Genomic DNA, 23,071 nt, shown 5'->3' on the forward strand with positions numbered 1-23,071 from the left:
ATGGCTGTCGGAACATCACCCGTGACAACGGGTCGGCCCGACCAATGGAACCTCTCCTTTCAGGAATCGAATCCGAGTTTGAGCCGATCGAGCACGGACAGCCAGAGGCCGCGTTTACCGCCGCGACGATCCGACCGAGCCATCTGAGAAGCCGTGAACGTGATCGCCGCCCACGCGAACGGCTCCGGCGGAAAGGGCATGGGAACAGTGCGAACCATGCGAGATCGTGTGCGCCTCGTGTCCGCCCCCTCGAGAAGATCGAGCATGGCGTCCGCTGCGAAGCGAGTCGCCGCCACTCCGAGACCGGTGAATCCCGACGCATATGCAACACGCCCATGGTGACTCAGCGCGAAGAACGCGAAGAAGCGGCTGCAGGTGTCAATCATCCCGCCCCAGGCGTGCGTGAACTTCACACCGCTCAGCGAGGGGAAGAAGACTCCCAGATGGACGGCGAGCCGTTCAAAGGTCGGTTCACTGACTTCGAGTTCCGGTCGAACGGCCCGGCCATAGTGATAGAGGGCGTCATAGCCGCCGATGAGAATGCGCGTACGCCCCTCAGAGTCGACGATCTTCCGCAGGTAGTGGAAGCGATTGTTCAGATCGGTCAGGCCCTGGCGCTTCTTCCAGCCGATCTCCTCTTCCTGCGCAGCCGACAGGGGCTCCGTCACAACCGCATAGTCGTAGACAGGCACCGTCCTCAGCCGCTGCCTGCGCACCAGAGGAGAGAAACCGTTCGTGGCGAGAACGACCTGCTTCGCGGTGATTCGGCCTCGGCCGGTCGTCGCCAGAATCGAGCCTGCGGCAGGCTCTTCCTTGAGCGCGTCGACTCTGGTGTTCTCGAAGACACGCACACCGGCGCGCCTGCAGGCGTCCAACAGGCCGAGCACCAGCTTTGCAGGATTGAGCACGACGCCGTCCGCTTTGGCCCAAGCTCCGGTCGAGGCTGCAGCTGTGCGCACCTGATCCTGCAGGTCCTGCCCGGTGAGCAGTTCGACATCGGCCTCGCTCGCAGCAAGGGCACGCAACGACTCCTCCTGATGTTCTTCGGTAGCCAGTTTGATGACTCCATGCGCGTCGATGTCGCAGTCGATGCCGTACCGCTCGAGATCAGCGAGTAGGCCCTCAAGGTTCTCGACCCCCATGTCCGAATGCATTGATTCCTCGCCGGGCAGGTGCCTGGCGGCATTGGCGCGACCATGAGTCAGGCTCGGTTCGCAGAACCCGCCGTTCCGACCCGATGCGGCCCAGCCGACCGTTTCGGCTTCGATCAGGACGACCTCGCGGTCCGGCTTGCGCTCCTTCGCCTTGAGCGCCGTCCACAGGCCGGAGAATCCTCCGCCGACCACAAGGAGATCGGTTGACAGATCTCCCTCAAGTGCGCGCGGACGATCCTGCCGAGGGTGGTCATCGAACCAGAACGGCTCGCGCTTCGCATCCGCAAGGGCCTCCCGGATCCGATCGCGGTCCGCTGAGGCCTCAGCCTGCTCAAAGCTCGTCAGAGTGGTCATCTGCCCGTCCTGTGTCGATTCGTCCTGTCACAACTCACTGAGTACAACAGAAACTATCCACCTGAAGTTGAGCATTCGTCAACTGTTTTTCCTTTTCAATGTTGTTTCAGCAATTTATGCCCGACATTGATTGCTCAATCGGCAAATCGACTGTAGGCTCGATCCACCAGAGTCAACGACGACAGGAGTCAGCCATGTCAACCCAGGAGAGTGCCACTCGCGAATCAGCTCGCGACACCGGCATCCGCGCTCAGCTGTTCATCGACGGTGAATACACCGACGGCTCGGGCTCCCAATCGACAACGATCATCAGCCCGGCCACCGGCGAACCGATCGCCGCACTGCCGGTCCCCGGCCGAGCGGATCTCGATGCAGCAGTCAGCGCGGCGAATCACGCTCAGCGCGCATGGGGCAGAACAGGAGTCTGGCAGCGTGCAGATGTCTGCCATCGCATCGGAGACGCACTCGGTGCCCATGTCGAAGAACTCGCACGCCTTCAGACACTCGAGCAGGGCAAACCGCTGGCCGAGTCCAGAGCCGACATCGAAGAGGCCGCCCAGCTGTTCCACCTGCACGCAGAAGATGCGGTTCGACTCTACGGTGAGACACTCCCCTCCACCGACCCGTCGAAACTCATGTTCACGTGGCGCAAACCCGTGGGCACGTGGGGAATCATCACCCCGTGGAACTTCCCACTGCTGATGTTCACAGAGTTCGCGGCCCCCGGCCTCGCCACAGGAAATGCGATTGTGGTCAAGCCCCCGACGCACACTGCTCTGACCGTGCTCAAGGCAATGGAATACATCGTTGAGGCCGGACTTCCCTCCGGCTTGGTCAACGTCCTGCCCGGTGAAGGCGACTTCGGCGCCCAGCTCGTCGGACATGACGGCATCGATGCGGTCGGTTTCATCGGATCGTCAGCGACCGGAGCCAAGATCGCAGCAACGGCCGGCTTGAAGCGCTCAGTCATGGAATGCTCCGGCAACGGTCCCGTCATCGTCCTCGACGACGCCGACATGGAGCGCGCTGCCAAAGCCGCCGTCGACTCGGCTTTCTACTGCGCCGGCCAAGTCTGCTGCGCTACCGAGCGAGTCATCGTCCACAGGGATGCGCACGAGGCGTTCGTCGCGGCCGCAGTCTCCTACGCCAAGACCGTTCGCCTCGGCGACCCATTCGACGAAACCACCAACCTCGGTCCTCTGAACAATCCCGGAGTCGCAGAGAAGATGGACCGACACCTGACCGAGGCCCGTGAACGCGGATTCGATGTCATCCTCGGCGGTGGGCGAGCGCAGGGCTATCCCACCGACCTCTACTTCGAGTTCACCATCGTCGACAACGTTGCGGAGGACTCGCTGCTCTCGCGCGAAGAGTCGTTCGGCCCCGTCCTGCCGATCATCGTCGCCGAGGACGACGAGGACGCCCTGCGCATCGCCAACTCCGATGACCTCGGCCTGCAGTCAGCCGTCTTCACCGAGAACATCAATCGCGGATTCCGCTTCATGGAGGAGCTGGAGACAGGTCAAGTGCTCATCAACGAATCGAACGGATGGTGGGATGTCAACATGCCGTTCGGCGGCGCCGGCGGGAAGAACACCGGCTGGGGAAGGATCGGCGGGATGTACACGCTTCATGACATGACCGATCTGCGGACCGGTGTCATTCACGTGGAGAAGTAGGCTAGTCACCAGACATTCGCGGCCCCGCCCCCACACCGACAGGCACGGGGCGGGGCCGTGAAGTGCCGGGAGGATGCGAGACCTCGCAGGACGCGAGAACCAGACGATGAAGGACGTGGGTGCGGTGAGTGAGGACGTTCACAAGGGACCGGAACAGCTTGATGAGTTGGATCGCAAACTGATCTCGGCCCTGCAAGTCGATGGACGCACGTCTTTCAGCGTTCTTGCGGAGCGGTTCGGGGTGCCAGCCTCGTCTGTTCGCTACCGGGTACAGCGCCTGCAGGACAGCGGCATGTTTCAGATCGTCGGCATTGCGAACCCACTCAATATCGGCTTCGACCGACTCGCGATGATCGGCATCCGCTGCCAGGCTGGCAAAGGTCCCGAGGTCTGCGAAAAGCTCTCCGCCCTGCCGGAGACGAGCTACGTCATCCTCACCAGCGGCTCGTTCGACGTCATGGTCGAAGTGGTGTGCCGCGACATCGACCATTACACCGAGCTCATGTTCGAGCGTCTGCAGAAGATCCCCGGAGTCGAAGCGACCGAGTCGTTCTTCGTCCTCAAAGCCCACAAGCTCGCCTACGGGTGGGGAGTCGGCGAAGCCTAGCGTCTCTCCTGCTTGTGGGGTGGTCGCGAACCCGCTTTCCCGCTGCGCCCATGACCTCCGATTACTCCGGTCCTGGACCCTCCCAACTCCGGATGTCATCCCCGCCCACCCCCGACTCGCGGTCCCTCCCACCCCAGACGCCAACCCCGCACCACCACCTCCGAACATCCACCCCGCACGCCGAGAACACCCAGGGTTCACGAAAACTCAGGTCGCCCTTTCCTGAAATCTCCATCGCGGCAGTCTAGGCTCGGCTGGAGGCACACCTGTGCACGTCGTCCGCGCTGGCCTGCGCGGTTCGCCGCCCGCACAGAACCGTCAGATCCGCACAGACCCATCAGTTCCCACAGAGCCGATAGTTCCGCACAGAGCCGTCAGTTCCCACAGCACCGTCAGTCCGTGCAGGGACCACCGTCGCGCACCGCCGCCTCGGTGCCTGCGCTGACGGGCAACCCAAGGAGGCGCAATGAAAGGTCAGCTCCCCATCGTTCGCTTGGTCACCGGTGAGACCACGGGACAGCGCATCGCACGGATCGCCGCAGCCGCCTCGGCGGTCGGGCTCGGAGCACTCGCCGCCTGGGACGTCACGCAGAAGAAGCACTCGATCCTGCGCAACTACCCGATCGCGGGACATGCGCGCTTCCTCCTCGAGTCGATCCGACCGGAGATCCAGCAGTACTTCATCGAACGGAACTGGGACGGCCGACCCTTCAGCCGCGACGCCCGCACGACGATCTACGAACGGTCGAAGGGCATCCTCTCCGAGCACGCCTTCGGCACCGAGCACGACGTCGACCGCACCGGCTACGAAGCGCTCATGCACTCGACGACCCCGCTGCCCAACTCCCCCACCCCGCCGCGAATCCGGGTGGGCGGCAAGGACTGCACTCAGCCCTACGACATCTCCCTGCTCAACGTCTCCGCGATGAGCTTCGGCTCGCTCAGCGACAACGCCGTGCGCGCGCTCAACAAGGGCGCGGCGATGGGCGGCTTCGCCCAGGACACCGGCGAGGGCTCGATCTCCCCGTACCACCAGGAGTTCGGCGGCGACCTCATCTGGGAGCTCGGCACCGGATACTTCGGCGCCCGCACCCCCGACGGCGACTTCGACCCCGACAAGTTCGCCGCGAAGGCCCAGGACCCGCAGGTCAAGATGACCTCGCTCAAGCTCTCGCAGGGAGCCAAGCCCGGCCTCGGCGGCGTCCTCCCCGGCAAGAAGGTCACCGAGGAGATCGCGAAGATCCGCGACGTGCCCGTCGGTCAGACGTGCATCAGCCCACCGAACCACCGCGTCTTCTCCACCCCGATCGAGCTGCTCCAGTTCATCGCGAAGATGCGCGAGCTCTCCGGCGGCAAACCCGCCGGCTTCAAGCTCTGCGTCGGCTCCCGCACCGAGTTCCTCGCGATCTGCAAGGCGATGCTCGAGACCGGGATCACCCCCGACTTCATCATCGTCGACGGCTCCGAGGGCGGCACGGGTGCCGCCCCCCTGGAGTTCGAGGACAACGTCGGCCTCCCCCTCACCCAGGGCCTGATGATCGTCCACAACGCGCTCGTCGGCGCGGGGCTGCGCGACCAGATCAGGATCGGCGCCTCGGGCAAGGTCGCGAGCGGCTCCGACATCGTCAAGCGCCTCATCCAGGGCGCCGACTTCACGAACTCGGCCCGCGCCATGATGATGGCCGTCGGCTGCATCCAGGCCCAGGTCTGCCACACCGGCAAGTGCCCCGTCGGCGTCGCCACGCAGGATCCCCGCCGCGCTCGCGCGATCTACGTTCCCGACAAAGCCGAACGCGTGCGCAACTACCACGACGGCACCGTCGCCGAGGCGGTCCGCCTCATGGCCTCGATGGGCGCAGCCCATCCCAGCGAACTCGAACCGACGATGCTCCGCCGCAACCTCTCCCCGTCCGAATCCTGGTCCTACGCCCGCCTCTACGACTGGCTCGAACCCGGCGAACTCCTCAACGGCGCCCCCGAGGACTGGGCCGCCGACTGGGCCACCGCCCGCGCGGACACCTTCCACATCGCCCGCGGACAGAGCCGCTGACCAGTCAGGACACGCTCATGAGCCGGATCGTCCTCCTCCACTCCGCGTTCGGGCTCACCCCAGGCATCGGCCGCATCGCCGACGAGTTCCGCAGCCGGGGCCACGAGGTCCACACCCCGGACTACTACGCGGGGCAGACCTTCACCAGCGCCGAGGCGGGGGTGGCCCATTCCCGGGACGTCGGGTTCCGCACGCTGGTCGACCGCGTCACCGAGCTGAGCAGCGAGCTGACCGGGCCGCTCGTGTTCGCCGGGCTCTCGCTCGGGGCGAGCGTCGCCCAGCAGATGGGCAAGAACGATTCCCGCGCCCGCGCGGCCCTCCTCTTCCACGGCGGCGGCTTCCCCTCCCGCACCCGCTGGCAGCCGCAGGTGCCCGTGCAGATCCACTTCGCCGTCGACGACGAATGGCGCACGCCGGGTCTTGCGGAGACCCTCTTGGAATCCGCCGCCGCTGCCGGGGCGCCGGCCGAGTCCTTCCTCTACCCGGGCGGCTCACACCTCTTCAGCGACCCCGAATCGCCGGACTTCGAGCCCGAGAGCGCCGCCCTGCTCCTCGCCCGCGCCGACCGCTTCCTCGCGGAGTTCGCGGACTGAATCGGCGGCACCTCGCCGCCCCCGCACCGGGCCCCTCACCGGGCCACTCGCCGAGCCGCTCGCCGGGCCCCTCAGCCGTCGCCCGCGGCGCCCCGCACGCCGCGGCAGAGCCCTTTCGCGGCGGTTTCCGATACAGGCAAGCTCACCTGACAAGCCCGCCTCATTGATGACGTCATTGAAAAATCTTCTAAAAGTGGGGTTACATTCGTCACGCAATGTTCTACTCTGGAATGAAAATTCCATACCGGTGAGCGACCTTCGGAATCCGTGACGCACGGTCACCCCCGTGCCCTCGATTCCCCGGCTCAGGCTGCGATGCCCCGACCGTCCGCCTCCTCCAGCGAGGCTCCGACGGCGGAGCTCCCTCATCGCCAGCACTCCGATGCGCACCGGCTGGCAGCGACCACCCCACGCTGCGAGCACCGCGCACCAGGCGAACTTCGCCGCTCCCCTCCTGCGCCCACCTCTGCGAACGGATCCCCATGACCAGCACCCGCCCCGATCCGACGGCTCCCACCACGAGCCGTCGGCGGACGCAGCCCGACTCCCCACCTGCGTCCACCCCTCGACGTACCCGGACGGCACCCCAGAACCCCGGCGCTCCCCGTGTCTCCTCGACACAGCACCGACATCCCTCGTGCCGGTGGTCGCGATGAACGACAGCGGGACGGGTGACATCCCGATCATCGGCACCCCGGCCTCCGGGATCCCCGTCACCCCGCCCGGGCCCGACGGACCGGCCCCCTACCGGGCGAGCGACAGCGGCTCGGGCAGCCTCGGCGGATCCGGAAACGGGCACACGACCACCGGCGGTGCCGGCGAACGGTCCTACGCGATCCCGACCGGGTTCCCGAGCGTCCCCTTCGGCCAGCGACGCCACCCGGGACGACGCCGATGAGCTGGACCGCCGCCCCTCACAGCCGGTCCGCGCCCCTGCTCAGCCGCAGCCGCAGCGGGTCGATGCGGCTGAGGCGGTCGACAGCGGCCTCCCCCAGCTCGGCGGCGACGAGCTCGCTCACCGTCTCGACGAGCGCGAGCATCGGAGCGAGGGTGTCCGCCGGCCCTGCCGCCCGGACCTCGGCGGTGAGCACCCGATCAGCCAGCGACGCCGCCGGGGAGAGCCACAGGTCGGTGAAGACGACGACGGTGAGGCCGAGTTCCTTCCCGATCCGCACCACCTCGGTGATCGCCGGATCGTAGCGCCGGACATCGAGGACGACGAGGATGTCGCCGCGTTTGAGGTCGAGGAGATCAGCGGCCGCGAGCAGCGGATTCGCGTGCACCCGGACGACCCCCGAACGCACCGAGCCGAGCTGCGCGTGGAAGATGTCGGCGATGTGGGCCGTGTACGTCGCGCCGACGAGGGCGACGCTGCGCTTGGGTTGGGCGAGGAGCTCGACGGTGCGCTCGAGCTCGTCGCCGATGACCGAGTCGAAGGTCTCATCGATGCCCGCGTGGAACGCGGCCCGCGCCGCATCGAACTCCGCCCCCTCACCGGGGGCGAGCGCCTGCGAGAGATTCGACTCCTCGCGCTCGCGCATCTCCGCCTTGAGGGCGTCCTGGAACTCCCGGTAGCCGCTGAAGCCGAGCGTGCGCGCGAACCGCACGACCGAGGGTCCGCTGACACCGGCGGCGTGCGCGAGGTCAGCGATCGGCTCGAGCCCGGCGAACGGGTAGGCGGCCAGGACGGCGCGTGCGATCTTCTTCTCCGCCGGAGTGAGCCGGGACATCACCGCACGCAGGCTGATGGCCAGGCTCGGCCCGTCGTCCGTCATCGGTCCCTCTCCTTTGGAAATCGCCCTCGACTCCACCGCCCAGGCAGCACGATTCCCGCAGGTCACCGCCTCAACTATCGCTCCAGCATAGCGAGGCCGAACTGGAAATGGGGTGTCAGCTCATGACATACCCGTTGTCGACGATGAGGTTCTGTCCGGTCACCGCGCGGGAGTCCGGGGAAGCGAAGAAGACCACCGCCGAGGCGAACTCCTCCGGAGTCGTCACGTGCCCGAGCGCACTCGCCTCAGCGATCCGGTCGAAGACCTCCTCCGCCGTCGCCGCCGAGGCGTCCGTAGTCCGCAGGAGACCGCCGGAGACCATGTTGACCCGCACCCCGAGCGGCCCGAGGTCCCGCGCGAACGTCCTGGTCAGCGCGAGCAGCGCCGCCTTCGCAGCGGTGTAGTCGTGATACGGCACCACCGGGTTCTGGACGAGGTTCGAGCCGACGTTGATCACCCGCCCCGAACCGATCTCCCGGAACCCGCTCATCGCCGCCTGGACCGTGTTCATCGCCGAGCCGACGGTGCCGCGGAACTGGGCGGAGAGGTCCGCGAAGTCGATCTCGTCCGCCGGCTGCCGCCCCTCGACGTCGAACGTGTAGTCCATGAGCGCACTGTTGACGACGGTGGACACGGGCATCCCGAACTCGGCGTGGGCGGCGTCGAACATCGCATCGACGGCCCGGTCGTCGGTGACATCGGCCTCGAGAGCCGCCGCACGTCCGCCGCGAGCCCGGATCGCCTCGGCGAGCTCCTCCGCGGCATCCGCGGAATAGCGGTAGTTGACGACGACCGCGGAGCCGACGTGGGCGAACGCCTTCGCGATCGCCGCCCCCAGGCCACGGCCGGCTCCGGTGACGAGGACGAGCTGCTGGTCGAGCGGCATCGCCGCGGTCGAGAAGGCCTGGGCGTTGCTCATCGGGAATCTCCTTCGAAGGCCGGCGCGAGTGCTCTGCAGTCAGCTTACCCAGGACAGGTGCAGTCAGGGCGGTTGCACGGCAGAGTCACAGGAACGCCGGATCTCAGGAGCGCCGAGTCGCAGGACCGCGCGCGGGAAGCCAATAGAATAGGACAAGACCACTGTTGTCCAATCCACCGTCTGCCCTGCAAGGAGGAGCCTATGGCCGAGATCGGCGCCAACCTCTCGATCGGAGTCCTCGCGGCCATCGTCGTGATCCTCATCTACGTGCTCGCCGCGAAGGTCGGCAAGTGGTACCCGGCCCCCGAGTACCGCGGCCCCGGCGGAGCGCAGCCCGGGCAGCCGGGTTACGGACAGCAGGGTCAGCCAGGCTATGACCAGCAGGGATACGCGCAGCAGGGCTACGGGCAGCCGGGGCAGCCGCCGACGCAGCAGCGTCGCCGGGACATGCGCGCCTACAGCGCCGACGAGGCCGAGACCCGGGTGATGTCGACGACCGAGGACGATGAGAAGGCGACGACCGCCGAGCTCACGCAGAACATCGCCCACTCCGGTCAGATGATCGCGCAGAACCGGCGGGCGGCGACGGCCGGCAACGGTGACACGCTCGCGGTCTTCACGTACATCCTCGGCGCGGGTCTGCTCGCGGCCATCGCGTTCGTCTTCTTCAACAACCTCCTCCTGCCCGCCACGGTCGGCGCGCTCGTCGGTGCGATCATCTGCGTGGCGCTGGCCGCGACTTACACGATCCGGAACCTCGACTTCTGGCCGGACAATTCGACGATCACGATCATCAACCTCGGCGTCGCCCTGGCCGCCGCGCTCGTCATGTACATCGGGGCCAGCCGCACCGAACGCGACCGGATGACCCTCAACTCGATCATGGACTCCCTCGATCCGCTGCCGCTGGGCGAGGGGTTCTCCGGCTTCATCACCGCGATCGGCGACCGCGTCGTCACGTTCTTCGAAACGTACGGCTTCCTCGGCTTCGTCTTCCTCCTCTTCATGGCCATCGGCGCGATCATCGTCTTCACGCTCGCCGCGAAGTCCCTCATCGACGTCATGGACTGGCGGATCTTCGCCCAGTTCGGCCACAACGTCACCGATCGGCCGATGGCGTACTCGCGTGCCGAGCGCTTCCAGTCCTCGAAGGTCTCGCACACCGTGACCTCGATCGTGCTCGCGGGCATCGCGGTCCTCGCCGCGACCGGCCTGCTCTACGACGGGTTCACGTGGTTCACGCGCTGAGCCGCCTGCGGGCGCGGCAGCCCGGGCCCGCAGGCGTAGCAGTCCGGGTGCCCAGGCGCAGCAGGTCGCCACAGACCCCGGCAGCAGCCCCGGCACCTGGGCGGGAACCGCGCCGCGACGGCACTGAGCACAGTCTCAGACACCGCGCGCTAGGATAGTCCCCGAACTTCCTCCGCCCACCCTGCCCGCCAGGACGGTGGGCGCAGACGTCGACGAACGACCCGAAAAGGGATGAGAACCTCAATTGGCGAACGGCAACGCAACTTTCCGTCACTCGAATGTGGCTCTTCTCGGTCTGGCCGAGATCATCGCCCCCAACGTAGTGACCTCCCACGAATTCGACGAGCGCCTCGCCGATACTCTGACCACCCTCGGACTCCCGACCGGACTCCTCCAGCGCGTGGCAGGCGTTGACGCCCGCCGCAACTGGGATCAGCCGGCCGAGTTCGTCGCCGGGGCCGTGGCCGCCGGCAAGAAGGCCCTCGCCGAGGCGGGTGTCGAGCCGGGTGCCATCGGGCTGATGGTCAACACCTCCGTCACCCGCGAGCACCTCGAGCCCTCGGTGGCCGTCGGCGTCCACGCCGGCATCGGCCTCGGGCCGCAGGCGATGAACTTCGACATCGCCAACGCGTGCCTCGGCTTCGTCAACGGCATGACCCTGGCCGCGAACATGATCGACGCCGGGCAGATCGACTACGCCCTCGTCGTCGCCGGGGAGGACGCCTCGCGCGTCCAGGAGGCGACCCTGCGTCGGCTCACCCGCGACGGCATCACCCGTGAGGAGTACCTCAACGAGTTCGCCTCGCTCACGCTAGGCTCCGGGGCGGCCGCCGCCGTCATCGGCCCCGCGGATCGGCATCCGGAAGGCCACCGCATCCTCGGCGGGATCACCCGTGCGGCCACCCAGCACCATGAGCTCTGCGTGGGCGACCACAACGGGATGTTCACCGACACGAAGGGACTGCTCGCCGGCGGCATGGAGCTCGTCGTCGCCGCGTGGGAGGAAGCCCACGAGGACGGCTGGGATTGGCGGAACATGGACCGATACGTCATGCACCAGGTCTCCGACGTCCACACGAACTCGATCACGCGCGCCGCGGGCCTCGACCCCGAGCGGATCCCCGTGACGTACCCCGAGCTCGGCAACGTCGGGCCGGCCTCGCTGCCGATCACGCTCAGCCGCGAGGTCGAATCCCTGGAGAAGGGCGACCGCATCCTCTGCATGGGCGTCGGCTCCGGGCTCAACACCGCAATGACCGAGATCGAGTGGTAGGACATCGATGAACCATCCCGGACGGCCGGCCGCCCTTCCCCCGACGCTGCCCGAATGGGATCCCGCGTGGTCCCGGATCGTCGAGGTCGACACCGGCGACGACGCGCATGCGTTCCACGTCCTCGACACGCTGTCGGCCCTGCGCGCCGAGGGGATCGAACCGACCGGCACGATCCTCGCCCTCCACGGCAATCCGACGTGGTCGTTTCTGTGGCGTCGCCTCGCCGCGGCCACCGTCGAATCCGCGCGCTCCGGTGGGCGCGCGTGGCGGCTCATCGCCCCCGACCAGCTCGACATGGGGTTCTCCGAGCGTCTGACCCATGACGGCCTGCCGACCCCGCACGGCCCCGAGGTGCGCCGCATCTCCCAGCGCATCGCCGATTTCGATGCCGTCGTCACAACCCTCCTCGCCGAGGCGGCCGGCAGTTCCGCAGCCGACACCGCCGAGGCGGGGCCGGAGCATCCCGTCGTGACGATCGGCCATGACTGGGGCGGTGTCCTCTCGCTCGGGTGGGCGGCCCGGAACACCGACCGGGTCGCGGCCGCGATCAGCCTCAACACCGCCGTCCACCAGCCCGAGGACGCACCGCTCCCGGCCCCGCTGCGGGCCACGCTCGCCGGCCCCATGCTGCCGACGGCCACCGTCGTCACCGACGGCTTCCTTCGGGTGACGCTGCGCCTCGGCGAGCTCTCCCCCGAGGTCCGTGCGGCCTTCCGCGCGCCCTACGAGTCCGCGTCGCTGCGGCACGGGATCGGCGGGTTCGTCGCCGACATCCCCGTCGACGAGCACCATCCCTCGCATGCCGAGTTGCAGCGCATCGGCGCGGACATCGCCGCCTTCGACCGTCCCGCGCTCCTCGTGTGGGGCCCGAAGGACCCGGTGTTCCTCGAGCGCTACCTCCGCGACCTCCGCGGGCGCCTCCCGCAGGCCGACGTCCACCGCTTCGAGCTCGGCTCGCACCTCGTCAGCGAGGACTACGACGTGCCTGGGCTCGTCCTCGACTGGCTCACCGCGCAGTTCCCGACGGCTGCGGACTCCGGGGCCGCCGCGGACTCCGGGGCCGCCGCGGACTCCGGGGCCGCTGCGGACTCCGCAGCGAGGGCCGGCACCGGCTCCTCCGCCTCGACGGCGACCGCCTCGGCGCGACCCACAACACCAGCACCGGACGCGGCGCAGGACACGGCATCCACCCCACGTCCGGTCACCGCGATCCTCGACGCGCGCGCCGACGACGAGACGATCGCCTCGGTGGACTTCTCGCAGGATCCCGCCCAGCAGATCTCGTGGCGGCAGCTGTGGCATGTCACGACGAGCATCGCGCACGGCCTGCGCGACCTCGGCGTGCGACCCGGCGACCGGGTGTCGATGCTCGTGCCGCCGGGCAACAACCTCACCGCCGCGCTCTACGCGTGCCTGAAGATCGGCGCGGTCGCCGTCGTCGCCGACGCCGGGCTCGGCCCGCGCGGCATGACGCGGGCGGTCACTTCGGCTGATCCGCAGTGGATCATCGGGGAGCTGCCCGGACTCGGCCTCGCGCGAGCGTTCGGGTGGCCCGGGCGCCGGATCTCCGTCTCCCCGCTCGGCCCGCTGCAGCGCCGGCTCTTCCGCACCGAGACGAGCCTCACCGAGCTCGCGCGCACCCCGCACACCGGTGCCCTGCCGACGCCGACCGGAGCGGACGATGCCGCGATCCTCTTCACCTCCGGGTCGACGGGTCCGGCGAAGGGCGTGCGCTACACGCACGCGGACATCGCCGCGCTGGCCGCCGTCCTCACCCGGGTCTTCGACGTGCGGGAGGGCACGGGCCTCGTCGCCGGATTCCCGCCGTTCGCCCTGCTCGGACCGGCGATCGGGGCCACCTCGGTGACGCCGGACATGTCCGTGACGAAGCCGAAGACGCTCACCGCGGCCGCGATCGCCGAGGCGATCATCGCCGGTGACGCGACGATGGTCTTCGCCTCCCCCGCCGCGTACCGCAACGTCGCCGCCACCGCGGGCGACCTCAGCGCCGAGCAGCGGGCCGCGTGCGCACAGGTCGAGCTCGTCCTCTCCGCCGGCGCCCCGGTCCCGCTCGACCTCATGGACGCCATCGCCGAGGTGTTCCCCGCGGCAGCGATCCACTCGCCGTACGGGATGACGGAGGGACTCCTCCTCACCGACATCGACCGTGAGGGGGTGGCCGCGGCGGCGGCCGGGGACGACCTCGGCGTGTGCGTGGGCACCCCGATCGACGGGGTCGAGCTCGCGCTGGCCCCGATCGACGACGCGGGGAACTCCGCCGATGAGCTGCTCACGGGCACGGACGCGCGGGGCCGCCTCGGCGAGTTCGTCGTCAGCGCCGCCCACCTGAAGTCCGGGTACGACAATCTCTGGCGCACGTCTGCGCAGGCGGCGCGCGACAGCCTCGGCGGGCGGTCCTGGCATCGGACGAACGACATCGGGCACATCGACGACGCCGGTCGGGTGTGGCTCGAGGGTCGACTGCAGCACGTCGTGACGACGCCGCGCGGGCCGGTGGGTCCCGGCGGGCTCGAGGCGCTCATCGACACGGACCCCGAGGTCAGCCGCAGCGCCGTCGTCGGGGTCGGTCCGCGGGGGACGCAGGCGCTCGTCGCCGTGCTCGACGCCGAGGGGACCGCGCTGCCACCGGGCCTCGCCCCGCTCGACCTCTCCGCGCGGCTGCGCGCCCGGGTCGCCGAGGTCGACGGCCAGGATCTCGCGGCTGTGCTCGTCGCCCCGACGTTCCCCACCGACATCCGCCACAACTCGAAGATCGACCGGTCGCGGTTGGCCGCCTGGGCCGCTCGCGTGCTCACCGGCGACGGCGTTCCCCGTCGCGTGTGAGTGCGGCCACCCGGCAATCTGCGGCCACCGACCTGAGGAGCCTCATGAAGATCACCGTCACCGGAGCCTCGGGCCTGCTCGGCTCGTCCGTGGCCCGCGCCCTCGTCGCCGCCGGCCACGCGGTGACGACGCTCCAGCGGCGCCCGTCGGGAGTCGAGGGTGCCCGCGATGTCCTCGGCACGGTGACCGATCCGAACGCCGTCGCCGAGGCGGTCGCCGGGGCCGATGCGGTCATCCACCTCGCCGCGAAGGTGTCGCTGACCGGTGACCCGAGCGAGTTCGCGGCCGTCAACATCGGGGGGACCCGGACGCTCATCTCTGCGGCGCAGACCGCGGGAGTGGAGCGGTTCGTCCACATCTCGTCACCGTCGGTGGCGCACACCGGCGAGTCGATCGTCGGCGACGGTGCAGGCCCGGCCTCCCCCGATCACGCCCGGGGCGAGTACGCCCGGACGAAGGCCGCCGGGGAGCGGCTCGCGCTGGCTGCCGATGCCGACGACTTCCGGGTCCTCGTCCTCCGGCCGCACCTCATGTGGGGTCCCGGCGACACTCAGCTGACCGAACGCGTCATCGACCGGGCCCGGGCGGGCCGGATGCCGGTGCTCGGGTCGGGGGCCGCGCTCGTCGACACGCTCTTCGTCGACAACGCCGTCGAGGCGATCGTCGCGGCGCTGGCCGCTGTCGACGTCACGCACGGGGAGGCGCTCGTCGTCACGAACGGACAGCCGCGTCCGATCGGCGAGCTGATGTCGCGGATCGCGATCGCCGGCGGGGCCGCGGAGCCGCGGCTGCGGATTCCGGTGGCGCCGGCGCTGGTCGCGGGGTCACTCGTCGAGCGGGTGTGGGACCTGTCCGACCATGACGACGAGCCCCCGCTCACCCGATTCCTCGCCGAGCAGCTCTCGACCGCGCACTGGTTCGACCAGCGCCGGACGCAGGAGGTGCTGGGCTGGACGCCGCGCGTGAGCATCGAAGAGGGCCTCGACCTCCTCGCCGCGCACTGTGCGCAGCGCGGGGGCGGCAGCGGCGCGTAGGGGCGTCGCTGCTCCGACGGGCAGAGCGTGGCACCGGTGCGTCGCCTCGGAGGTCGCGATCTCGGCTCGAATCCGCGTCACAGGTGACGACTGCACAATGGGTCCATGACTCCGACCGCCCCGTCACCGGTGATCCTGCTCGCAGGCGTTCCCGGAGCGGGCAAGACGGAGACCCTCAAGGAGGTCCGGCGGCGGGCGTCGTGGCTGCGGGTTTCCGATCCGGAGACCGTGCGTGACGGCCTGCGTCGCCTCGCCCCCTGGCTGCCGTACACGCTGGGGCGTCCGATCGTCCACACGATCGCTCATGTGCTCGCGCTCTTCCGGATCCTCCGCCGAGGCGGTCCCCCGCTCATCGTCCACGATCCCGGCACCCGCCGGTGGAGCAGGCGGCTCTTCCTGCGTCTGGCGCGGCTGAGTCGGCGCCCGGCCATCGGCGTGTTCATCGATGTCGATCGCGATGTGGCGCTGCGCGGTCAGAAGAGGCGGTCGCGCATCGTCCGCGGTCCCGCGTTCGCCAGGCATTGGCGGCGGTGGCTCGGCCTGCGTTCGCACCTCATCGCCGAGGAGGAGCCGACGCCCGGGGAACGCTGGCCGCAGATCGTGCTGACGACGAGGGATCGCGCCGTCGACGATCTCCTCGCCCTCGTCGGCCGCTGAGGCGGAGCCGCGTCGAGCCGGCGCAACCTCGCGGGGCGACATCAGTCTCTGTCCCTGCCCGCTCAGCGGGATGACACCAGGGTCAGCGGGACTCGCGCGGATCCTCACCGTGATAGTCGCCGGAGTCCTCGCCCTCGTACGAGCTCGATTCCTCGCCCCGGTAGCCCGAGCCGGAGCCCTCGGCGTCGCGGGCATCGGCTTCGTCGTCGAGAGCGCTCGAGGAGATCCCCGGCTGCCCGACGGGCGGAGCCTCGAGGGACGAATTCGTCGCTGTCTCCTCGTGGGCATGGTCCTCGGAGTCGCCGTCAGTCCTGTCGTCGGCCTGCGCCGCGTCCGCACCGTCGGCACGATCCTCGCGCTCCGCTGAACCTTCGCCGGAGCCTCCTGCTGCCACAGCACCCGCGCGACCCGGTGAGTTCGCGCCGCCAGTGGCCCGGCCATCCGCGTCCCTCCGGCTGCCGGCGCTCTCCTCCGCGTCAGCCCCCGCAGACCGCTGTCCAGCGGCGTCCGCAGGGCGCTTTGCGTCAGCCTCCGCAGGCAGCTCGCCGTCGCCTTCGCTGCCCGTCTCCTTCTTCAGCCGTTCGATGTCCTCGGACTCCTCCACGGCCGCGTCGTAGCGCTCGAGACTCACCCCCGCCTCGGCGGCGAGCTGGGCACGACGCTCCGCACGGGCCCGCGCGCGCTCCTCCTCGCTGAGCTTCGGCTTCGCGGTCTCGGCGTGCTGGCTCGGCCGCACCGCCTCCCAGATGAGGAGCACGGCGACCATCGTCACCCCGACGATGCCGCCCATGATGAGCGACCCCCACGGGCGGGGCATCGAGAAGAGGTCGGCGAAGATGTTGACGACGAAGAGAAGGACGACGCCGAGGACGAGAGCAACGAGATAGCGCATCTCCCCATTGTGCCCCGTGAGCCTGAGCAGATGAGGGAGGTCGCAGATCACGGTTCGCACGCCCCACCTCGGCGAGGAGATGTGCCATGCGTCACAATGGGGACATGAACGCGAAATACGATGACGTCATCGCAGAGATCTCGCAGGACCCGGGCGCCTTCTGGCTCACGCAGGCCAAGGAGCTCATCGACTGGGTGAAGGAGCCGACCGAGGCCGTCGACGACGCGAACGCCCCGATCTACCGCTGGTTCCCCGACGGCGAACTCAACGTCGCCTACAACGCGCTCGACCGCCACGTCGCCGCCGGCCGCGGCGATCAGGCTGCGATCATCTACGACTCGCCCGTCACCGACACCGTCCGCACGATCACGTACGCGCAGCTGCTCGACGAGGTCTCCCGCTTCGCGCGCGCTCTCTCCGACCGCGGCGTCGAGAAGGGCGACCGCGTCGTCATCTACATGCCGATGATCCCCGAGGCGGCCGTCGCCATGCTCGCGTGCGCGCGCCTCGGGGCGATCCACTCCGTCGTCTTCGGCGGGTTCGCCCCGGCCGAACTCGCCGTGCGCATCGACGACACCGCGCCGAAGACGGTGATCTCCACCTCAGCGGGCGTCGAGCGCGGCCGCGTCCTCGAATACAAGCCGATGCTCGATGAGGCGATCACCATCGCCGAGGCGAAACCCGAGTTCACCGTCATCGTCCAGCGTCCCGAACACCGGGCCGAGATGGGCGAGACCGACCTCGACTACGCCGAGCTCCTGGCCGCCACCCCCGAGGGCATCGACCCGGTGACAGTGAAGTCGACCGACGAGCTCTACGTCCTCTACACCTCGGGCACGACGGGCAAGCCCAAGGGCATCGTCCGCGACTCCGGCGGCTACGCGGTCGCCCTGGCCTACTCGATGCCGAACATCTTCGGCCTCGAACCCGGCGACACGATGTTCACCGCCTCGGACGTGGGCTGGGTCGTCGGGCACTCCTACATCGTCTACGGTCCGCTGCTCGCCGGGGTCACCTCGGTGCTCTTCGAGGGCAAGCCGATCGGCACCCCGGACGCGGGCACGTTCTTCCGCATCATCGACGACCACGACGTCAACGTCCACTTCACGGCGCCGACGGCGATGCGCGTCGTCCGCAAGGAGGATCCCGACGGGGCGCTGATGAGGAAGTACGACCTCTCCTCCCTGCGGGCGTCGTTCCTCGCCGGTGAGCGGCTCGACCCGGACACGTACGAATGGACGACGTCGAAGCTCGCCGAGGCGACCGGTCGTGACATCCCCGTCGTCGACAACTGGTGGCAGACGGAGACCGGGTGGCCGATCGCGGCGAATCCGCTCGGCCTCACGCAGTTCCCCCTCAAGCCGGGGTCACCGACCAAACCCGTGCCCGGCTATCAGATCGAGGTCGTCGACCCCGGCGGCGCCCCGGTGCCCGCGGGCCAGGAGGGGCTCATCGTCATGAAGCTGCCCCTGCCACCGGGGACGATGGCGACGGTGTGGGGCGACGATTCGCGATTCGTCTCCTCCTACCTCGCCGCGTTCGACGGCTACTACCTCACCGGCGATTCCGGTTACCTCGACGAGGACGGGTACGTCTTCGTCATGGGCCGCACCGACGATGTCATCAACGTCGCCGGCCACCGGCTCTCGACCGGAGTGATGGAGGCCGTCATCGCGTCCCACCCGGCCGTCACCGAGGCGGCGGTCATCGGCGTCCACGATGACACGAAGGGGCAGAGTCCGCGGGCGCTCGTCGTCCTCGGTGATTCCGCCGAGGCGGTCGATGCGGATGCGATCAAGGCCGAGCTCGTCGCGATGGTGCGCCGGGAGATCGGGCCGGTCGCCGCATTCCGCGAGGTCGACATCGTCTCTGCGCTGCCGAAGACCAGGTCGGGAAAGATCCTGCGCAAGACGATGCGCGAGATGGCCGACGGCGCCGAGAACCCCGCGGTGCCCTCGACGATCGAGGACCGCACCGTGCTCGACGACCTCGAGGCCGTGCTGCGCCGCAACTGATGGAAGGCGCCGGGGCTGCCGGTGGCTCGGCGGGGTCAGTCGTCGCGACGCTTGCCGGCCTCGAAGCCCTTCTCGAAACCGTCGGCGAATCCCCGCTCGTAGGCATCGTCGCGTCCTCGACCGCGATCGCCTCGCGCACCGCGGACGAACTGCGCGAAGAACTCGCGGGGGTCCCAGTCGACGTCGGGGCCGCAGCCGGAATCGGAGCGCCCGCGTCCACGCGGTCCGCCACGGTCAGCCGAACGGCTGCGGTCCGCGCCGGGCCCGAAGCCGTCGCGGCCTCCACGGCTGCGCCGACCGTGGCCGCCGAAACCGCGACTCGGCCCGAAGCCACGTGAGGGATCGAAACCGCGCGAGGGGTCGAAGCCGCGCGAGGAGTCGAAACCGCGGCGGCGGGCGAACTCGCGCATGCGGTCGCGGACCTCGCGGATGTCCTCCTCGTCGGGACGGAGTTCGTCGACGATCTTCGTCAGCGTCGCGATCATGGCTGCGACCTCGTCATCACTGAGAACCTCCTCGACGCGCGCATTGACGCGGTCACGCAGCGCGCGGACCTGGGCCCGGATCTCGGCTTCACGGGTGGCCTCATCGGCGGGCTCGGTCTCGGCGGCATCATCGAGCCAGGCATCACCGGCCACGACGTCGTCAGTGCGCCGATTGCGCCGTGCTCGTCTCCGCAGATCCGCGACCTCGCGCGGATCGATGTCGGCATCGTCCATCGCCGAGAAGAAGTCCCGACGCAGGGTTCTGCCGACCTGACGAAGAAGATCGGCGAGCTGCGGCGCATCGTCGCTCACCTCATGGTCGATGGGCCGGTCGCCCGCGTCTGTGCCTGTGCTGTCGACATCTGTGCTGTCGACGCCCGTGCCGTCGACGACGTTCGCCTCAACGGGCTCGGCAGCGTTCGCTCCGGACGAGTCGGCCTCACCACGCGCGCGGTCTGTGCCCGCCGCCTCGGTGCTGTCGGTGTCGCCACGGCCGTCACGGTCATTGTCATTGTCAAAGTTGTGTGGGGTGGACATGTCATCTCCTTTACTTGTTATCTGACATGTATATGTATAGTCACATGTATTCCCAAAGCATGTCAAGGGACATGTAAAATCGAGGCATGGACACCACCGACAAGATCGCCGAGGCGCTCACCAAGCTCCAATGGAGGCGCGGCTTCCGCGGATTCGCGGGCCCGGGAGGACCTGGCGGACGCTCGGGAGGTCCCGGGGGCCGTCACGGCCGACAGCACGGCGGACCGTTCGGCAAGGACGGGCTCTTCGGCGAGAACGGCCCCTTCGGCGACGGCGGACCGTTCGGTGACAGCGGTCCCTTCGGCAAGGACGGTCCGTTCGGCAGCCACTTCACCGACACGGACGGCCCCGGTCACGGGGAGACCGTCGGACGCGATGAGTGGCGGGAGTGGGCACGCCGCCTGGGCGGTCGCCTCGGCGGACGTGCCCAGCTGCGTCTCCTCATCGCACTCGCCCAGGTGGGGCATGCGATCGGCGTCAGCGCCCTCGGCGAGGCGATCGGCGTCGATCAGCCTCGCGCCTCGCGCCTCGTCGCGCAGGGCGTCGAACTCGACCTCCTGCGCAGGGAGGCCGACCCCGACGACGCCAGACGCACGCTCATCGCGCTCACCGACAAGGGGCGGGCGATCACGAACCGCTTCCTCGGCGCGCAGAAGGCCAGCGTCGATGTCGCACTCGACTCGTTCACCGACGAAGAGAAGGAAACCCTCGCGAACCTCCTCACCCGCCTCGCCGACGCCTGGCCGAAATAGGATCGCCTCGGCCAGGCGAACTCACGGCTCAGCGAGTACTCAAGCCCGGTCACGCCTCGGCGAGGGCCTTGAGCCTCTCGAGCGATGCTCGCAGGCTGTCCGCCGTCGTCGACTGCGCACGCGGCAACCGCTGCGGGTCGCGCAACTCCGTCCAGTCGTAGGTGTGGCGCACGAGCACAGAGCCCTCCACTGCCGGTTCGAGCTCCCATCTCCAGACATGCCCGAGCATCGGCTGACCCACCTCGGCGGGCTTCCACGCGATCCGCCGCCCCTCCTCGAAGTCGACGACGTGATTCTCCCGATCGACACCCTTCGTCAGCGTCGTGATGAACGTGCCCCCGGTGCCGGTGATGCGCTGACCGGGCGCCGCCTCGCCGAGGTTGTCGTTGCCGTCCCATTCCGGCTGCCGGGCGGGATCGGCGATGAGTTCGAAGACCTCGGCCGCGGGGGCGTCGATGGTGATCTCTGCGGTGACGACCTTGAGGGCGGGGTCGATCGTGTCGAAGACGGAGTCGTCGGCGGGTGTCGGGGAATCGGTCATGGGCGTCCTCTCGTCGTTGAGTCTGCCGCTGCGGCAGCCGCTTTCAGACTACTCCGCGGCATCGCCTCAGTCCTCGATCGCGCGGTCCTGCCGGTCGGCTCGGGCCGCCTCGGTGCTGAAGCGGGTGAAGAGACGGGAGGAGTCGCTGGAGAGCGTGAGCAGGACGCCGACCTGCAGGGCGATCGTCATGAGCGAGTAGAAGTTCGTCTCGACGTCGCTGTCGCCGGTGAAGAAGTTCGTCATCGAGACGATGACGGAGAACGTCGACAGCGCGAGGATCCACAGCCGGGCGCGGTTGCTGCCGCGGAAGACGGCGATGCTCGCGATGACCTGGATGATGCCGATGAGCAGGCTGATCCCGATGAGGATGCCGGCGACGATCCGGGCGACCTCCTCGTCGGAGAGTCCGCCGGCGTCGCCCTCGACGCTGGCGACCGCTGCGCGCACGCTCCCCCAGTCGGTGAAGGTGCTCGCGACGTCCCAGGCCTGGAAGATGAGGAGCACGAGTACGAGGCCGGCGCCGATGAGGGTCTGCAGCGGGCGCTTGCTCCACAGCGTCCGGGCGACGTCGGAGACCGTGTGCGACTGGTTGTAGATCTGCGTGGCGTCGAGCGCGAGATCGAGCCGATCGGGGTAGTCGGAGGAATCGGTCGTGACGCTGTCGACATCGAGGATCGGCAGATTGCCGTCGGTGATGATCGCGTCGCCGCCGCCGTTGCGCGAGTGGTATCCGGTGGAGAAGTCCTTGATGACGTCGACGGTCACCGACGGTTCGGCCTCGGTCACCGTCTTGACGATGTAGTCGCGTTCGACGTCGGTGTTCTCTTCGATCTTGTGGGTGATCTGCAGGGTGAAGAGCGAGAGGCCGACGCTCTTGTCATACGTGCCCGCGGCGAGCCAGCCGACCTCGTATCCGCCGGGCAGCAGCCACCCCTTGGGCGTCTTCCAGAAGCGGACGTGGTGCCGCTGACCCGGATCGCCGTCGACCTCCTGCTGATAGGCGAAGTCCTGCCGCCGGCCGAAGAGGAGCAGTGGCGAGACCGGGGCCTCCGGGTAGCTCTTCTTCGTCAGCGTCGACTTGATGATGCCCCACGTCGAGGCGGCGGTGATCTCGTCGGCGAGGGTCCACCCGGCCGCTTTCATCGCGTGATGGATCTGCGCCTCCTCCCCCTTGAACGCGAGATTGACGGGGTCGCCGAGCAGTCCGTCGGACGTCCGCGCCCGCCCGATGAAGTAGTTGGGGACGTAGATCTGCGTGAGGATCCGGTGCAGCCGGGGAAGGGTGAGATAGGAGATGACCACCCAGAAGACGAGCAGGGTGAGCAACTGCCACCATCCCAGGGTGAAGCCCTTGATGAGGATGAGGATGGCGAGGAACGTCGAGGCGGCACCGCCGAAGAGGAAGAAGAAGTAGTCGAGGACGCCGGTGACGGTGTGCCGGGTGCGGCGGAAGGTGAACGCCTGCCGACGCCTGCCCCGATCATGGCTGTCGGGGGTCCCGGGCGTGGGATCCGGTGCCGCGGTGTGTGACGTCATGGGCCAATTGTAGTGAGCGCACGGCCGTTGCGGGGGACAAGGCAGCATTCACATGACGCCGAGGTGACCCGCCGTCCCGCTGCGCGTCTCGCAGGCGGTCGGCAGGCTGTTCGCTGCCGCTGTGT

Annotated in this window: 19 protein-coding genes; 12 read left to right on the forward strand and 7 right to left on the reverse strand. The window is 68.8% G+C overall.

Features of this window, described 5'->3' with window-relative positions:
- Positions 1-59: 59 nt before the first annotated feature.
- Complete coding sequence (locus ACFQ91_RS03370) at positions 60-1,508, reverse strand: FAD-dependent oxidoreductase (RefSeq protein ID WP_376871012.1); 1,449 nt, start codon at positions 1,506-1,508, stop codon at positions 60-62.
- A gap of 98 nt (positions 1,509-1,606) precedes the next feature.
- On the opposite strand from ACFQ91_RS03370, the gene ACFQ91_RS03375 reads away from it, so the two are divergent.
- The 5 genes from ACFQ91_RS03375 (at position 1,607) to ACFQ91_RS03395 (ending at position 7,335) form a co-directional block, all read left to right on the forward strand.
- Positions 1,607-3,187: an aldehyde dehydrogenase family protein gene (locus tag ACFQ91_RS03375; RefSeq protein WP_376871009.1), complete on the forward strand. Its 1,581-nt coding sequence runs from the start codon at positions 1,607-1,609 to the stop codon at positions 3,185-3,187.
- A 106-nt stretch (positions 3,188-3,293) separates the two neighbouring features.
- Positions 3,294-3,794 carry an Lrp/AsnC family transcriptional regulator gene (locus ACFQ91_RS03380; RefSeq protein ID WP_376871006.1) on the forward strand — a complete coding sequence of 167 codons (501 nt, stop codon included), beginning with the start codon at positions 3,294-3,296 and terminating at the stop codon, positions 3,792-3,794.
- Between the two features lie 466 nt (positions 3,795-4,260).
- The gene (locus ACFQ91_RS03385) at positions 4,261-5,844 is read left to right on the forward strand and encodes an FMN-binding glutamate synthase family protein (protein ID WP_376871003.1); all 1,584 of its coding nucleotides are present in this window, start codon (positions 4,261-4,263) and stop codon (positions 5,842-5,844) included.
- 17 nt (positions 5,845-5,861) lie between these two features.
- Positions 5,862-6,437, forward strand: coding sequence for a dienelactone hydrolase family protein (locus tag ACFQ91_RS03390; protein ID WP_198499884.1), 576 nt, complete (start codon positions 5,862-5,864; stop codon positions 6,435-6,437).
- A gap of 652 nt (positions 6,438-7,089) precedes the next feature.
- Positions 7,090-7,335: a hypothetical protein gene (locus ACFQ91_RS03395; RefSeq protein ID WP_198499885.1), complete on the forward strand. Its 246-nt coding sequence runs from the start codon at positions 7,090-7,092 to the stop codon at positions 7,333-7,335.
- Positions 7,336-7,351: 16 nt separating this feature from the next.
- On the opposite strand, the gene ACFQ91_RS03400 is transcribed toward ACFQ91_RS03395, so the two are convergent.
- Positions 7,352-8,212: a MurR/RpiR family transcriptional regulator gene (locus ACFQ91_RS03400; protein WP_198499886.1), complete on the reverse strand. Its 861-nt coding sequence runs from the start codon at positions 8,210-8,212 to the stop codon at positions 7,352-7,354.
- A gap of 115 nt (positions 8,213-8,327) precedes the next feature.
- Entirely contained in the window at positions 8,328-9,131 is an 804-nt protein-coding gene (locus tag ACFQ91_RS03405; protein ID WP_198499887.1) for a 3-oxoacyl-ACP reductase, read from the reverse strand.
- 201 nt (positions 9,132-9,332) lie between these two features.
- Between ACFQ91_RS03405 and ACFQ91_RS03410 the strand changes: the two genes are divergently transcribed.
- The 5 genes from ACFQ91_RS03410 (at position 9,333) to ACFQ91_RS03430 (ending at position 16,188) form a co-directional block, all read left to right on the forward strand.
- Positions 9,333-10,379 (forward strand): hypothetical protein, encoded by a 1,047-nt coding sequence (locus ACFQ91_RS03410; RefSeq protein ID WP_198499888.1) that lies wholly within the window; start codon positions 9,333-9,335, stop codon positions 10,377-10,379.
- 244 nt (positions 10,380-10,623) lie between these two features.
- Positions 10,624-11,652, forward strand: a complete 1,029-nt coding sequence (locus ACFQ91_RS03415) for a 3-oxoacyl-ACP synthase III (protein WP_198499889.1) — start codon at positions 10,624-10,626, stop codon at positions 11,650-11,652.
- Between the two features lie 7 nt (positions 11,653-11,659).
- Entirely contained in the window at positions 11,660-14,497 is a 2,838-nt protein-coding gene (locus ACFQ91_RS03420) for an alpha/beta fold hydrolase (protein ID WP_376904035.1), read from the forward strand.
- Between the two features lie 44 nt (positions 14,498-14,541).
- Positions 14,542-15,531, forward strand: a complete 990-nt coding sequence (locus tag ACFQ91_RS03425) for an NAD(P)-dependent oxidoreductase (RefSeq protein ID WP_198499891.1) — start codon at positions 14,542-14,544, stop codon at positions 15,529-15,531.
- A 105-nt stretch (positions 15,532-15,636) separates the two neighbouring features.
- The gene (locus tag ACFQ91_RS03430; RefSeq protein ID WP_376870991.1) at positions 15,637-16,188 is read left to right on the forward strand and encodes an AAA family ATPase; all 552 of its coding nucleotides are present in this window, start codon (positions 15,637-15,639) and stop codon (positions 16,186-16,188) included.
- An 82-nt stretch (positions 16,189-16,270) separates the two neighbouring features.
- On the opposite strand, the gene ACFQ91_RS03435 is transcribed toward ACFQ91_RS03430, so the two are convergent.
- Positions 16,271-17,080: a hypothetical protein gene (locus ACFQ91_RS03435; protein ID WP_198499893.1), complete on the reverse strand. Its 810-nt coding sequence runs from the start codon at positions 17,078-17,080 to the stop codon at positions 16,271-16,273.
- A 104-nt stretch (positions 17,081-17,184) separates the two neighbouring features.
- Here ACFQ91_RS03435 and ACFQ91_RS03440 point away from each other — a divergent pair, with 104 nt between their 5' ends.
- Positions 17,185-19,095, forward strand: coding sequence for an acetate--CoA ligase (locus ACFQ91_RS03440; protein ID WP_198499894.1), 1,911 nt, complete (start codon positions 17,185-17,187; stop codon positions 19,093-19,095).
- Positions 19,096-19,130: 35 nt separating this feature from the next.
- On the opposite strand, the gene ACFQ91_RS03445 is transcribed toward ACFQ91_RS03440, so the two are convergent.
- Positions 19,131-20,117 (reverse strand): hypothetical protein, encoded by a 987-nt coding sequence (locus tag ACFQ91_RS03445; protein WP_198499895.1) that lies wholly within the window; start codon positions 20,115-20,117, stop codon positions 19,131-19,133.
- A gap of 86 nt (positions 20,118-20,203) precedes the next feature.
- Between ACFQ91_RS03445 and ACFQ91_RS03450 the strand changes: the two genes are divergently transcribed.
- The gene (locus tag ACFQ91_RS03450; protein ID WP_232623748.1) at positions 20,204-20,869 is read left to right on the forward strand and encodes a MarR family winged helix-turn-helix transcriptional regulator; all 666 of its coding nucleotides are present in this window, start codon (positions 20,204-20,206) and stop codon (positions 20,867-20,869) included.
- Between the two features lie 49 nt (positions 20,870-20,918).
- Here ACFQ91_RS03450 and ACFQ91_RS03455 read toward each other — a convergent pair whose 3' ends face one another.
- Both ACFQ91_RS03455 and ACFQ91_RS03460 read right to left on the reverse strand, forming a co-directional pair.
- The gene (locus tag ACFQ91_RS03455) at positions 20,919-21,410 is read right to left on the reverse strand and encodes an SRPBCC family protein (protein ID WP_198499896.1); all 492 of its coding nucleotides are present in this window, start codon (positions 21,408-21,410) and stop codon (positions 20,919-20,921) included.
- 66 nt (positions 21,411-21,476) lie between these two features.
- Positions 21,477-22,946, reverse strand: coding sequence for an LssY C-terminal domain-containing protein (locus ACFQ91_RS03460; protein ID WP_198499897.1), 1,470 nt, complete (start codon positions 22,944-22,946; stop codon positions 21,477-21,479).
- Positions 22,947-23,071 lie beyond the last annotated feature (125 nt).

The organism is Brevibacterium sp. NPDC056726 (genome assembly GCF_042790515.1).
In the GTDB taxonomy this organism is placed as follows: Bacteria; Actinomycetota; Actinomycetes; order Actinomycetales; family Brevibacteriaceae; genus Brevibacterium; species Brevibacterium sanguinis.

Bases quoted from the DNA above. Each gene is read 5' to 3' on its own strand.
- ACFQ91_RS03370 (WP_376871012.1), bottom strand. From the start codon at position 1,508: ATGACCACTCTGACGAGCTTTGAGCAGGCTGAGGCCTCAGCGGACCGC.
- ACFQ91_RS03375 (WP_376871009.1), top strand. From the start codon at position 1,607: ATGTTGTTTCAGCAATTTATGCCCGACATTGATTGCTCAATCGGCAAA.
- ACFQ91_RS03380 (WP_376871006.1), top strand. From the start codon at position 3,294: ATGAAGGACGTGGGTGCGGTGAGTGAGGACGTTCACAAGGGACCGGAA.
- ACFQ91_RS03385 (WP_376871003.1), top strand. From the start codon at position 4,261: ATGAAAGGTCAGCTCCCCATCGTTCGCTTGGTCACCGGTGAGACCACG.
- ACFQ91_RS03390 (WP_198499884.1), top strand. From the start codon at position 5,862: ATGAGCCGGATCGTCCTCCTCCACTCCGCGTTCGGGCTCACCCCAGGC.
- ACFQ91_RS03395 (WP_198499885.1), top strand. From the start codon at position 7,090: ATGAACGACAGCGGGACGGGTGACATCCCGATCATCGGCACCCCGGCC.
- ACFQ91_RS03400 (WP_198499886.1), bottom strand. From the start codon at position 8,212: ATGACGGACGACGGGCCGAGCCTGGCCATCAGCCTGCGTGCGGTGATG.
- ACFQ91_RS03405 (WP_198499887.1), bottom strand. From the start codon at position 9,131: ATGAGCAACGCCCAGGCCTTCTCGACCGCGGCGATGCCGCTCGACCAG.
- ACFQ91_RS03410 (WP_198499888.1), top strand. From the start codon at position 9,333: ATGGCCGAGATCGGCGCCAACCTCTCGATCGGAGTCCTCGCGGCCATC.
- ACFQ91_RS03420 (WP_376904035.1), top strand. From the start codon at position 11,660: ATGAACCATCCCGGACGGCCGGCCGCCCTTCCCCCGACGCTGCCCGAA.
- ACFQ91_RS03425 (WP_198499891.1), top strand. From the start codon at position 14,542: ATGAAGATCACCGTCACCGGAGCCTCGGGCCTGCTCGGCTCGTCCGTG.
- ACFQ91_RS03430 (WP_376870991.1), top strand. From the start codon at position 15,637: ATGACTCCGACCGCCCCGTCACCGGTGATCCTGCTCGCAGGCGTTCCC.
- ACFQ91_RS03435 (WP_198499893.1), bottom strand. From the start codon at position 17,080: ATGCGCTATCTCGTTGCTCTCGTCCTCGGCGTCGTCCTTCTCTTCGTC.
- ACFQ91_RS03440 (WP_198499894.1), top strand. From the start codon at position 17,185: ATGAACGCGAAATACGATGACGTCATCGCAGAGATCTCGCAGGACCCG.
- ACFQ91_RS03445 (WP_198499895.1), bottom strand. From the start codon at position 20,117: ATGTCCACCCCACACAACTTTGACAATGACAATGACCGTGACGGCCGT.
- ACFQ91_RS03450 (WP_232623748.1), top strand. From the start codon at position 20,204: ATGGACACCACCGACAAGATCGCCGAGGCGCTCACCAAGCTCCAATGG.
- ACFQ91_RS03455 (WP_198499896.1), bottom strand. From the start codon at position 21,410: ATGACCGATTCCCCGACACCCGCCGACGACTCCGTCTTCGACACGATC.
- ACFQ91_RS03460 (WP_198499897.1), bottom strand. From the start codon at position 22,946: ATGACGTCACACACCGCGGCACCGGATCCCACGCCCGGGACCCCCGAC.